This window comes from Flavobacterium sp. (assembly GCF_039932285.1).
In the GTDB taxonomy this organism is placed as follows: domain Bacteria; phylum Bacteroidota; class Bacteroidia; order Flavobacteriales; family Flavobacteriaceae; genus Flavobacterium.
The window spans coordinates 1-13,609 of record NZ_JBDTQE010000072.1 but is presented as its reverse complement, the minus strand read 5'-3'; the positions used below and the strand labels follow the sequence as shown (position 1 = coordinate 13,609).

12 protein-coding genes are annotated in these 13,609 nt (G+C 30.3%); 9 read left to right on the top strand and 3 right to left on the bottom strand.

Annotated elements, in window-relative coordinates:
* The 3 genes from ABI549_RS11515 to ABI549_RS11505 all read right to left on the bottom strand — a co-directional run.
* The coding region (locus tag ABI549_RS11515; protein ID WP_348076608.1) for an oligosaccharide flippase family protein at positions 1–848 on the bottom strand (848 nt) is incomplete at its 3' end.
* A gap of 30 nt (positions 849–878) precedes the next feature.
* Positions 879–1,856, bottom strand: a complete 978-nt coding sequence (locus ABI549_RS11510) for a GNAT family N-acetyltransferase (protein ID WP_348076607.1) — start codon at positions 1,854–1,856, stop codon at positions 879–881.
* A 119-nt stretch (positions 1,857–1,975) separates the two neighbouring features.
* Positions 1,976–2,581: a trimeric intracellular cation channel family protein gene (locus ABI549_RS11505; RefSeq protein ID WP_348076606.1), complete on the bottom strand. Its 606-nt coding sequence runs from the start codon at positions 2,579–2,581 to the stop codon at positions 1,976–1,978.
* Between the two features lie 89 nt (positions 2,582–2,670).
* Between ABI549_RS11505 and ABI549_RS11500 the strand changes: the two genes are divergently transcribed.
* The 9 genes from ABI549_RS11500 to ABI549_RS11460 form a co-directional block, all read left to right on the top strand.
* Positions 2,671–3,600, top strand: coding sequence for a DUF2167 domain-containing protein (locus ABI549_RS11500; RefSeq protein ID WP_348076605.1), 930 nt, complete (start codon positions 2,671–2,673; stop codon positions 3,598–3,600).
* A gap of 123 nt (positions 3,601–3,723) precedes the next feature.
* Positions 3,724–4,512, top strand: coding sequence for an RNA methyltransferase (locus ABI549_RS11495; protein ID WP_348076604.1), 789 nt, complete (start codon positions 3,724–3,726; stop codon positions 4,510–4,512).
* Between the two features lie 77 nt (positions 4,513–4,589).
* Complete coding sequence (locus tag ABI549_RS11490; protein WP_348076603.1) at positions 4,590–6,809, top strand: RelA/SpoT family protein; 2,220 nt, start codon at positions 4,590–4,592, stop codon at positions 6,807–6,809.
* A gap of 114 nt (positions 6,810–6,923) precedes the next feature.
* Entirely contained in the window at positions 6,924–7,376 is a 453-nt protein-coding gene (locus tag ABI549_RS11485) for a transcriptional repressor (RefSeq protein ID WP_348076602.1), read from the top strand.
* 43 nt (positions 7,377–7,419) lie between these two features.
* Positions 7,420–8,691 (top strand): adenylosuccinate synthase, encoded by a 1,272-nt coding sequence (locus ABI549_RS11480; protein ID WP_348076601.1) that lies wholly within the window; start codon positions 7,420–7,422, stop codon positions 8,689–8,691.
* Positions 8,692–8,784: 93 nt separating this feature from the next.
* Entirely contained in the window at positions 8,785–10,605 is a 1,821-nt protein-coding gene (locus ABI549_RS11475) for a chloride channel protein (RefSeq protein WP_348076600.1), read from the top strand.
* Between the two features lie 70 nt (positions 10,606–10,675).
* The gene (locus ABI549_RS11470; RefSeq protein WP_348076599.1) at positions 10,676–12,337 is read left to right on the top strand and encodes an OstA-like protein; all 1,662 of its coding nucleotides are present in this window, start codon (positions 10,676–10,678) and stop codon (positions 12,335–12,337) included.
* Positions 12,338–12,378: 41 nt separating this feature from the next.
* Positions 12,379–12,927: a hypothetical protein gene (locus ABI549_RS11465; protein ID WP_348076598.1), complete on the top strand. Its 549-nt coding sequence runs from the start codon at positions 12,379–12,381 to the stop codon at positions 12,925–12,927.
* 161 nt (positions 12,928–13,088) lie between these two features.
* The coding region (locus tag ABI549_RS11460; RefSeq protein ID WP_348076597.1) for an aminotransferase class III-fold pyridoxal phosphate-dependent enzyme at positions 13,089–13,609 on the top strand (521 nt) is incomplete at its 3' end.

Genomic DNA, 13,609 nt, shown 5'->3' with positions numbered 1-13,609 from the left:
ATAAGTAAAGTATTTACAAACAGCAAATAATAAGTTGATATTCTTGTCATTGCTTCCCAATATCCAGCTGCTTCAATTCCAACAATTCCAATAACATTATTACGAATTGCTAATAATACTATTGAACCAAAAAAACCAGAGACCAAAGCCATTAATAAATAATGTGATAAATTTTTTATTATTTTGAAATCAAATAATTTTATACTTATGGCATCTAATATCAAAATTTCTTTAGAAATATAATAACCTGTAACAAAAAACAATAACGAAGGTGTAATTATTATTGACAATAAAGCGCCAATAATCAACCATTTCCAAATAAAAAATATCGTAACAAAAAGACCTATAATATTACCTATAATATTAATATAAATTACCGTTGTAAACCTTGCTAATCCGTTTATAATAGAAACTAAACATAAAGAAGAAGCATATAATGGTAAAACAATTGCCAATACTTTGAATACAAAAGAATAAGCTAAACTATCTCCAAAAACAAATTGATTCCAATAGTTAGCAAAACAAAACAAAAGACTACTTATAAGAATTGTCACGGAAAGTAAACTAAAAAATAAGGTTGAAAATATTTTTTTAAATTCTATCTCATTTTCATTATTCTCTGCAACATATTTAACTATTCCGTTTTGAAAACCTAAAGTAGCAACACTTTCTACTGACGTTAAAAAATTACGCAAATTACCAACTAATGCCATTCCACTAGGACCTATAAAAACTGCAAATATTTTTGAAGTAATAACTCCAATACCAACTTTTATAAGTACACTAATACTATTTAAAGATGTGATTTTAAATAATTGCGATTTTAATATGTTTTTATAAATATTCAAAATAGTTATTTTAATATTAAATACATAATATTATATTAGCACATCCTCCAACAAGTAATAGTTTGAAGTTTCTACTTCATAAAAATCCTGAACAATGGTGCTTGCCCCAAAACTTTCTTTCCAAAATAACAATCCTTCATTTACCTTTTTTCCTAGATATTCATTGGATATTCCAAAATCAAGATATGCTTTTTCTTTAAACACTTTTGTTGCTAAAAAATGATATAAATAATCTAAACTACCAAGTTCATTCTTACTTTCATTTGCAGAAATATATTGTGCATGTGCTACTTGATTACTTTCAAAAATAGTTGTTCCTGCAACAATTTTATCATCATAATATACATTAAACTGGCGAATATTTTTAGGGAATTTAGTTTGTAACAAATTCATTTCTTGATAAGAATGAACAGGTTTTACATGATATTTATTTTCTAGATTAGGAATCATAATTTCATTCCAAAATTGTTCGAAATTGGGTTCTTCTACAATTTTTAAATTATTTCTAATCCCTTTTTTTACACCTTCTAATCTTCCTTTAGAAATTTTGAGTGGTTGCCGCATATCTATAACCGATAAAGAGTCTCGTCGAATTAGTTTGGCTTCCATCAAAAATAAAACATATTTTATCTCTTCAGATGGTTTTGTATGATAAATACTTGGAATGGCTTTTATAAAAATCTTATTTATTCCATTAGAAAGTAAAAATTTTAAAACAGCAGTAAAAGCATTAATAAAAGATGTTAACTTTAGTTTATCACCATATATTAATTCTCCATAGGTTAATCCTTGATGCGAAAAAACTTCTTTCCCTACCCTATTTGCTGGCAAAACTGCAATGAGTTTTTCTTTCTTAAAAACCATCAATGAGAAATCATCGAACCTATCCTTATGATATTCCATAAAATCACGATGAAACAAAAAAGTAGCATTTTTTGCTTCATTAATAAAAGTGTTCCAAATCAAATAATCTTTTGCTTGGTATTGTCTTACTGAGTAGTCTTTCACCTAATTTATTTAAACTTCGGAAAATTACACTTTTTTTAATAAATCTTTATAATTTAAAAGTACGTAATTGTAAAAATAGTATCTAAACCAATACAGATTGTATTTTCTTGAATAGATAATCAGGATTTATTAACAATTGGTTTCAAGCTCCATTTAAATTTTACAGCCATTAATCTAATAATGATAATTATTGATGATGTTAATAGATAAATTATATCATTCTCTAAATTTAATTTCTTCAAAATAAAGAATATGATTCCTCCAATAATACAAATGGTTGCGTAAATTTCTTTTCTAAAAATCACAGGTATTTCGTTACACAAAATATCACGAATAACACCTCCAAAACAAGCTGTCATGGTTCCAACAGCAATACAAATAAAGGGGTGTAGGTGAATGTCAATCCCTTTTTGAATTCCAATAAGAGTAAAAACGCCAAGTCCAATAGTGTCAAAAAGGAACAAAGAAGTTCTTAGTTTATCAAATCTATTTCTAAAAATAAATGATAATAAAAATGCTAGTATAATAGCATAAACTCCGTTTAGATCCTTCATCCAACCCACAGGTGTATTACCAATCATGACATCACGCAACGTGCCGCCACCAAGTGCTGTTACAAAAGCTATGATAAAAACACCAAACGGATCCATTTTTTTGTTCATCGCTGTTAGTGCGCCAGACATAGCAAAAGACATAGTTCCAATAATATCTAAAAGGTAAAACATAAATTAATTGTAAATTTATATAATTGAATTGTACAAAATTACAGAAAATACTCTAAAAATAATATATTTGCCGAAACACTAAAAAAATAATGAAAAACATTATCACTTCACTTTTGCTATTTTTAGCTTTTACTACAACAGGTTTATCACAAAACCAAGATTCTTTAAAAATTGATTACGAAAAAATCGAAAAATCTTTAATTTATAAAACTGGTAAAATCGAGTTTCCTTCAGGTAATGCGACATTAAATGTTCCAAAAGGTTTTAAATTTCTGGATGCAAAACAAACCCAGTATGTCCTAAAAGATTTATGGGGAAATCCTGAAGATACTAGTATTTTAGGATCGATAGTTCCAGAAAAAAAAGGAGTTATGAATGATGGTAGTTGGTTGTTTGTGATAAACTATCAAGAAGATGGATATGTAAAAGATGATGATGCTCAAGATATAAATTATGATGATTTGTTAAAAGAAATTCAAGAAGATATGCGTAAAGAAAATCCTGAAAGAGCAAAACAAGGATTTGAAACTGCAGAGCTTATAGGATGGGCCTCAAAACCATTTTATGATGAAAAATTAAAAGTATTACATTGGGCAAAAGAGATAAAATTCGGAAAGTCTAAAGACAATACTTTAAATTATGATTTAAGAGTATTAGGAAGAAAAGGAATGTATAATATTTCTGCAGTTGCCAGCATGCACGAATTAGCGGAAGTAAAAGCAAGTATTCCTAATATTATAAATAGTATTCAGTTTAAAGAAGGAAATACTTATTTCAATTTCGACGAAGATACTGATACTGTTGCCGCTTGGACAATCGGAGGACTTGTAGCTGGAAAAGTACTTGCAAAAGTTGGTCTTTTTGCTCTAATAGCTAAATTTGGAAAATTAATTTTAGTTGCTATTTTAGGAGGGTTTGCTGCCATTAAAAAATTTATTTTTGGTAAAAAAGACCAAGAAGTTTCAAAACCAAAAACCGAAGAATTAGCCGAAGAAACTAAAACCAAAGAAGAAGAGTAAATTTTATTTTTTATTATATTTAAAAGGTTTCCAAAATGAAGATTACTGCAAACCTTTTATTTTAAAATCTGTTTATTTAATTTATAATAAACATTTGTAACTTTGAACTTTTCCTATTTCAAGATGAAACAAATAACTTCCTCACAAAATCCGTTTATAAAATCGTTGGTTTTATTGCAAGAAAAATCGAAAAATCGAAAACAATCTGGAACTTTCTTAATAGAAGGACAACGAGAAATAGAATTAGCGTTAAAAGGTGGATTTATCATAGAAACTATTTTGTTTTTACCTGATTTGATTTCCGAAAAACAAATCACAAAATTAACTAACCAAGCTGTTGACTTAATAGAAATTTCGAAAGAAGTTTATCAGAAACTCGCCTATCGTGATACAACTGAAGGAGTTCTTGCCATTGCAAAAACAAAATTTTTTCTTTTATCTGATTTAAAATTATCACAAAACCCTTTAATTCTTGTTGCAGAAGCACCCGAAAAGCCAGGAAATATTGGTGCATTACTTCGCACTGCCGATGCCGCAAATCTTGATGCAGTCATTATTGCAAACCCAAAATCAGATTTATACAGCCCAAATATTGTTCGCTCCAGTGTAGGTTGCTTATTCACAAATCAAATTGCTACTGGAACAACATCGGAAATTATTACTTTCTTAAAAGAAAATAACATTAATTTTTATTGTGCCACATTACAAAATTCAACATCATATCATACTCAAAATTATACTACACCCACAGCATTAGTAGTAGGAACAGAAGCTACTGGCTTAACCCAAGAATGGAGAGACAACGCAACTCAGAACATTATTATTCCTATGCAAGGAGAAATAGATAGTATGAATGTTTCGGTGGCAGCAGCTATTTTAATTTTTGAAGCCAAGCGCCAAAGAGGTTTTTAAAATATCGTTTTCAGTAGTAAAAAAATCTTTCATAATTCATTTTTTTATCCTAACTTTAGGAATTGAACAACACTGTTATGGTAGAAATTGATATAGAAAAGGAAAATAAAGCTATTGCGCAAGAATACAAGGAGTTACTTCGTATAAGTTACCAAACACTTACCGCCGAAGACAAAAAACTAATTCGAAAAGCTTTCGATGTTGCTGTAGATGCACACCAAGACCAACGTCGAAAATCTGGTGAAGCTTATATTTTTCATCCTATTGCTGTGGCTAAAATTGTAGCAGGAGAAATTGGTTTGGGAGCAACAGCCATCGCCGCTGCATTGATGCATGACGTTGTAGAAGATACCGATATTACAGTTCAGGAAATTGAAAAAATGTTTAATCCTAAAGTGGCACAACTTGTAGAAGGATTAACAAAAATTTCGCAGGTAAAAAAGGACATGAATATTTCGATGCAAGCCGAAAATTTTCGTAAAATGTTACTTACACTAAATGACGATGTCCGTGTAATTATTATAAAACTTGCCGACAGACTTCATAATATGCAAACTATGGAGTCGATGGTTGAGTACAAACAAGTTAAAATTGCTTCCGAAACTTTATACATATACGCACCTCTCGCCCATCGATTGGGTTTATACAATATAAAAACAAAACTCGAAGATTTAGGATTAAAATATACTGAACCTGCTATTTATAATGACATTGTAAGTAAAATAAAAGAAACTAAAGAAGAACAAGACCAGTACATTAAAAATATTTCTGATGTATTAAAAAAATCCCTTGACGAGGAAGGTGTAGAATATATTATAAAAGGTCGTCCAAAATCTATCTACTCAATTCGTCGAAAAATGGCAGCTCAAAACGTAACTTTCGATGAGGTTTACGACAAATTTGCCTTGCGTATTGTTTACAAATCAAATCCGCACGACGAAAAGTTCCTAGCTTGGAAAATATATTCGATAGTAACAGATCATTATCGTCCAAGTCCAAGTAGATTAAGAGATTGGATTTCATCTCCAAAATCTACAGGTTACGAAGCTTTGCATATTACTGTCATGGGGCCTTTAGGACGCTGGGTAGAGATTCAAGTTCGAAGTGAGCGTATGGATGAAATTGCCGAAAAAGGATATGCAGCACATTACAAATACAAACAAGGAGCAAACGAAGAAAGCGGGCTCGATGTTTGGCTAAATTTATTAAAAGAAGCATTAGAAAATTCTGAAATAAACGCAGTCGATTTTGTAGAAGATTTTAAAATGAATTTATATGCAAAAGAAATATATGTTTTTACACCAAAAGGAGAAATTAAATCTCTGCCTAAAGGAGCAACATCCTTAGATTTTGCTTTTAGTATTCACTCAGAAATTGGCATTCGCACAAGAGGTACAAGAGTAAACGGAAGATTAGTTCCGCTAAATACCGAACTAAAGAGTGGAGATCAAATAGAAATTATTACTTCTCAAAACCAGAAACCAACTATAAACTGGATAGATTATGTAACCACTTCTAGAGCAAAAAATAAAATTAGAAACGTACTTAACGAAAATACTAAAAAAATTGCCGAAGACGGAAAAGAAATATTAAATAGAAAGTTAAAACACTTAAAAATCACATTAAATGAAGCTACTATTAATGAGCTTGTTAATTATTTCAAATTAAAAACCAGTTTAGATTTATTTTACAGAGTTGGAATTAGCGCTATAGACAATCAGCAACTAAAAGACTTTGCTTCTCAAAAAAGTAATGCTTTTATGAATTTCTTTAAAAACAAAATAAAAAGAAGTCCGAGTTATAATCCTGAATTAGTAAATAAAAATGAGCTGTCTAGTAATTATGACATGCTTGTTTTTGGAGCAGAACAAGACAAACTAGATTATAAATTATCCACTTGTTGTAATCCTATACCAGGCGATCCTGTTTTTGGATTTATTACTATTAATGAAGGAATAAAAGTTCATAAACGCGATTGTCCTAACGCAATAAGTATGCAATCAAACTATTCTTACAGAATCATACAAGCAAAATGGATAGATTCATCACAACAAGAATTTAAGGCAATCCTTAAAATTACAGGTATGGATAGTATCGGCTTAACCAACGAATTAACTCGAGTTGTATCAAACAATATGAACGTAAATATTCAAAGTATTTCATTAAGTGGTGATGCAGGAATCTTTAATGGAACATTAGCTGTTATTGTACCAAACAATACAATTCTGAAAAAACTAATAGACAACATTAAAACAATAGATGGCGTAGATAAAGTAACTAGAGTTTATCATAATTAAAATAGTCATAAAGTTTTAAAGTCTTAAAGTCGAAAGTCAAATGAAAAACAATACTTTCGTCTTTAAGACTTTTTGACTTTCGACTTTATGACTTTTTGATTACCTTTGCCAGATATGACACTTATAGCTACAGATAATAATAAAAACCAAGAAATTGTAAAGAATGTTTTTACAATGTATCTTGAAAATAAAGGACATCGAAAAACGCCTGAACGTTATGCAATTTTACAAGAAATATATGATAGTGAAGACCATTTTGACATAGAACATTTGTATATTAAAATGAAAAATAAAAACTATCGTGTTTCTCGTGCTACACTTTATAATACTATCGAACTATTATTAGATTGTGCCTTAGTCCGCAAACATCAGTTTGGACAAAATCAAGCACATTACGAAAAATCATATTTCGACAAACAACACGATCATATCATTATGATAGATTCTGGTGAGGTAATCGAGTTTTGCGATCCAAGAATACAAACTATAAAACAAACTATGGAAGAAATTTTTGGTATAGACATTGTAAATCATTCCCTTTATTTCTACGCAAACAAAAAGGCTTAATTAAATAACAACATACAATTAACTACACACAAACAACAACACAATGGCAGTAGATTTATTACTAGGATTACAATGGGGCGATGAAGGCAAAGGAAAAATTGTCGATGTATTAACCTCAAAATATGATATTATTGCTCGTTTTCAAGGAGGTCCAAATGCAGGACATACATTAGAATTTGACGGAATAAAACACGTTTTGAGAACAATTCCTTCAGGGATTTTTCACAAAAACAACATCAATATTATTGGAAACGGAGTTGTTATTGATCCAGTAGTTTTTAAAACTGAAGTTGATGGTTTGGCAAAATTTAATCTTGATTTAAAATCAAAGTTAATCATTTCTAGAAAAGCACATCTTATATTACCAACGCACAGGCTATTAGATGCTGCATCAGAAGCATCAAAAGGGAAAGCTAAAATTGGTTCTACACTAAAAGGAATTGGGCCTACTTATATGGACAAAACTGGTCGCAACGGAATTCGTGTTGGCGATATCGAACTAGTAGATTTTAAAGAAAAATACCGTGCCTTAGCAAACAAGCACGAAGAAATGATTAAATTTTATGATGTTTCTATTCAATATAATTTAGCTGAATTAGAAAAAGAATTTTTTGAAGCTATCGAAGATTTAAAAAAATTAGATTTTATCGATTCTGAAGAATATTTATACAAAGCACAAAAAGCCGGAAAATCGATTCTTTGCGAAGGTGCACAAGGTTCGTTGTTAGATGTAGATTTTGGTACATATCCATTCGTAACATCTTCAAACACAACAGCTGCAGGAGCGTGTACAGGTTTAGGAATTGCGCCAAACAAAATTAAAGAAGTTTACGGAATTTTTAAAGCTTACACTACTCGTGTAGGAAGTGGTCCGTTCCCAACCGAAGATTTTGAAGAGGCAGGTACAACTATGGCAAAAGTAGGAAACGAATTTGGTTCGGTTACTGGTCGTCAGCGTCGTTGTGGTTGGTTGGATTTAGTTGCGCTTAAATATGCAGTTCAAATAAACGGAGTAACACAACTGATGATGATGAAAGGTGATGTCCTTTCTGGTTTTGAAACTTTAAAAGTATGTACTTCATACAAATATAAAGGACAAGAAATTTCACATTTACCATACAATATCGAACCTGAAAACATAGAACCTATTTATACTAAATTTAAAGGTTGGAAAGCGGATTTAACAGGTATGAGTACTTATGATGAATTACCTAAAGAACTGAAAGACTATATCGATTTTATAGAAAAGGAAGTTGAAGTACCAATAAAAATTGTTTCTGTAGGACCAGACAGAAAACAGACCATAATAAAATAAATCATATGCCTTGAGAAATCAAGGCATATTTCATTTTTATTAAACCTTAAAAAAAATTATCTTTGCCGTTATAGATATTTAGACAAATCCAAAATGCCAAATAGAATTTCAGCAAATTTTCAATTATTTATCAGAAAAATAATTCGCCGTTTCGAGGGGCTCTTCGTTTTAGCAAAACAAATCTTATCGGAAAGAAATTTTATCTATTTATCTTGTGTTGCCGTATCAATTTCGTGCGCATTAGCTGTTATTGTTTTAAAAAGTTTTGCACACAATGTGTTTTTATTTGCTAATTATTTAAATACTTATCTAAAATTACCATACTCCAATAGTATTTTGCCAATTATAGGAATTTTACTTACTGTTTTTGTTGTAAGACGATTTCTTAGTGGTAAATTAGAAAAAGGAAGTTCTCATATTTTACATTCTGTAGCAAAAAAAGGAGGTCTAATTCCAAAAAAACAAATGTATGCTCAAATTATTACAAGCTCATTAACCGTTGGTTTAGGTGGTTCAGCTGGATTAGAGAGTCCAATAGTTATCACTGGTGCTGCTTTTGGTTCTAATTTTGCACTAAAATACAAACTCTCTCAAAAAGACAGAATTTTGTTATTAGCCTGTGGGGTTGCTGCAGGAATTGCAGCCGCCTTCAACGCTCCTATTGCTGGGGTATTATTTGCTGTAGAAGTCGTTTTAACCGATGTAAGTATTTCTGCATTTATTCCTATTATGATATCCGCTGCAACAGGTGCTTTAGTCTCGCAAATGATATTAAGTAGTGACGTATTATTAAGCTTTAGTAAAGAACAACATTTTAATTTTCATAATACACCATATTATATTTTATTAGGAATATTAGCAGGTTTTTTTTCTGTATATCATGCAAGGAATTTCAGAAAAGTCGAACATTATTTTAATAAGTTTAAAAAAAGACCATATAGAAAAGCATTGTTTGGCGCGACAATTTTAGCAATTTTAATTTTGTTTTTTCCAACTCTTTTCGGAGAAGGTTATGAGAGTATAAAAACATTATCTACCAATCATCCTGAAATTTTATTAAACAACACAATCCTTAAAAACCACAAGAGTAATGAGTGGATTTTACTTGCTTTTGTAGGAATTACAGCTTTATTAAAATCGTTTGCAACAGGACTAACGTTAGGAAGTGGTGGGAATGGTGGGAACTTTGCTCCTTCTCTTTTTGTAGGTTCTTATTTGGGATTTTTTGTAGCGAAATCGATAAATCTTTTAGGTATTTCTAACCCATTACCCATCGCAAATTTTACTATTGTAGGTATGGCTGGAATTTTGAGTGGATTATTTCATGCACCACTTACAGCTATTTTTTTAATTGGTGAAATTACTGGTGGTTATGATCTGATGGTGCCACTTATGATTGTTTCTTCAATAAGTTTTGCCGTATCTAAAAGGTTCGAAAAACACTCTATGGATGTTAAATCACTTGCTGATAAAGGTGATGTATTTACAAGTGATAAAGACAAAAATATTTTACAAAGTATAGACTTTCTAGCATTGATAAAAACTGATATCAAAACAATTACAATAGAGAATACATTGGAAAATTTAATAGAATATCTATCCACTTCAAACCAAGAGATTTTCCCAGTTCTTGACGAAAAAGAAAAATTAGTTGGAATCGTCAACTTTAATGACATTCGATCAACCATTTTTAATTCTTTTAGAGTAAAATATTCAACTATTAATGAAATTTTAAAACAACCTATTGATAATGTTCACTATGACGACGGAATAGAAGTTGTAATGGAAAAATTTGAAACTACGAATCTAAATACACTTCCAGTAATTAAATACGGGAAATTCTTCGGATTTATTTCAAAAATTGACATTCTTGAAGTATATCGAGAAAAACTAAAAGAGATGATTATCGAGTAATTATAAATAATTCTTAATAAAAACGATATTTTTTATATTTTACTTAATTTTGACAAAAAAATAAATTCCATTGAATAAAATATATTTCCGTTTCGTTTTTATATTAATACTTTTCAGTCAAATAACACTTTGGTCGCAAGACTCCAAGCAAATTGTTATACAAAACTCTGATTTTTTGGATATTACTGAAAAAGAAGTACCCGGAGCAATAGTATTTACTGGAAATGTAGTTATTATACACGAAGGCGTTCGCATGACTTGTAACAAAGCATATCATTTTACAAAATCTAACTTTATAAAAGTCTTTGGAAATGTACAAATGGTGCAAGGCGATACCCTTTATATGAACAGCAAATATGCCGAATACAACGGAAATACAAAATTTGCTTATGCTACTGGAAACGTTGTTATGCGTGACCCAAAAATGACGTTAGCAACCGATACGATTAACTTTGACAGAAATTCTCAACAAGCTTATTACAACTCAAAAGGAACTATTCATGATCCTGAAAACACATTAGTAAGTAATTCAGGCAGGTATTATTTAAATCAGAAAAAATTTCAGTTTCAAGATGCTGTTACGGTTACAAATCCTAGGCAAACGATCAAAACAAATCATTTAGATTATTATACAAATTCAGGTCATGCTTATGTTTTTGGCCCATCAACTATTACATCGGCAACCAATACAATCTATACAACTAAAGGTTTTTATGATACTAAAAAAGATGAAGGAAAACTGCAAAAAGGCTCAAAAATAACTTACAAAGACCGATTCATAGAAGGAGACGATATTTATTATGATAGAAAGTTAGACTTTGCACGAGCCAAAAACAATGTAAAAGTAACCGATACTATAAATCATTTTGTAGTAAAAGGAAATTATGCTGAGGTTTACAAGCAAAAAGATTCAATGTTTATAACAAAAAAGGCCGTTGCAATCACTTTGCTCGAAAAAGACTCTGTTTACTTTCATGCTAAAAAATTATTAATCACTGGTAAACCCGAAAACCGAATTATTAGAGGTTCAAACAATGCTCGATTTTTCAAAAAAGACATGAGCGGAAAATGTGATTCTATTCATTATGACCAAAAAGTAGGATTAACACAAATGATAGGCAAACCAATTCTTTGGAATGGGAAAAACCAAATGACTGGTGATGTGATGCATCTTATTTCAGATAGCAAAACCAAAAAAATAGATTCTCTAAAAGTACTAAACAATGCTTTTATTATTTCAAAAGATACCATTGGAGAAGGTTTTAATCAAGTAAAAGGACAAAAATTATTCGGAAAGTTTAAAGACAATAAATTACATGAGGTCAATGTTGTAAAAAACACCGAAGTCATCTTTTACATGCGAAACGAAAAAAATGAACTCATAGGAATAAACAAAAATGTGAGTAGCAAAATAAACATGATTTTAGAAGGAAATAATATCGAAACCATTACATTTTTTACCAATGTAGATGGCATTATTTATCCCGAAGAGGAACTTCCAGAAAATGCCCGAAAACTAAAAGGATTTATTTGGCGTGGCGACGAACAAATCATGACTTTAGATGATCTTTTCCCAAAAGAAGAACTTGAACTCGATGCAAAAGCCCAAAAAGAATCTAAAGAAAAATCTAAAGACATAGATATTCCTATGGAACCCTCTAAAGAAACTTTAGAATATGATAAGGCTAAAAAAGTCGAAAGTAAAAATTCGAAAGTTAAAAGCAAGAGATAGTAATTATTTATACTCACTTTAGCAGAACCAAATCTAATAATATGGTTAATAAAGAAAGAAGAAAAAAATTAGCATATCATCTTAGGCATTTATCTATTGGATTAATCACTAATGATGAATTTGAAAACTATATAACAGACGACGTGAGTTTTGGATGGCTTCCAGAACAATATTACAGAGCGAAAGAATCTAAATTTGATGACGGAATTATAAGACCAATACTCGAATTAAGTTGGTCCTTATACAGTGACTTAGAAGACCAGAAACTTAAAAGTAAAAACAAGCTGTCAAACGAACAATTAAAAGAAATAGCAAAATATATTTTGTTCTTAAATTCTGATATTGAATATCAATGGCCATATTTTGATACCATAAATCCAATAATCAGGTTTTCATTTAGTGAGCATATATCCAATTTCTTATCCTTTGGAAAATATTATAAAACAAAAATGAACGAAAAAGAAAAGAAGTTTACTGAAATGCAAAAAATAGGAGATTTTCATTATTGGCCATTTATAAATAAAGAACAATATGGAGAACAGCTGAAGAATCATCCATTTTTATCAGAAAAAAAATTAAATACCGAATAAAGTTAAACGTTAATCACAGTTGAAAATTGACTAAATAACTTTTTAAACAAAATAAAAAACGCTGAATTTCGAACAACGAATCTTGAATTTTGAACTAGAAAAATCTTCTGAATTCAACATTCGTTGTTAAAAATTCAAAATTATTTTTTAAATTTAAATTAATGCTAAAAGATTTCTACAAATACCAAGCACAAACTTCACCATATCCATTAGGTATGGAAGTTTCGCATGCCATAAGTTCTTACATATACGATACAAACGACAAAAAATATTTAGATTTTGTAGCAGGTGTTTCCGCTTGTACTTTAGGGCATCAACATCCAAGAGTAAAAGAAGCCATTATAAATCAATTAGACAAGTACATGCACGTCATGGTTTATGGCGAATATGCACAAGATCCAGCGGTAAAATTATGCAAGCTTTTGGCCCAAAACATGCCCGAAAAACTAAACAAAACCTATTTAGTCAATTCAGGAACCGAAGCTATAGAAGGAGCGCTAAAACTAGCTAGAAGAATCACAGGAAGAAGTCAACTTATATCCTGTCACAACGCCTATCATGGCAACACAATGGGCTCTATGAGTGTCATGGGATTTGAAGAGCGCAAACAAATATTTCGTCCATTAATTCCTGATGTCGATTTTATTACCTTCAATAACGAGGCCGATATTCAAAAAATAAC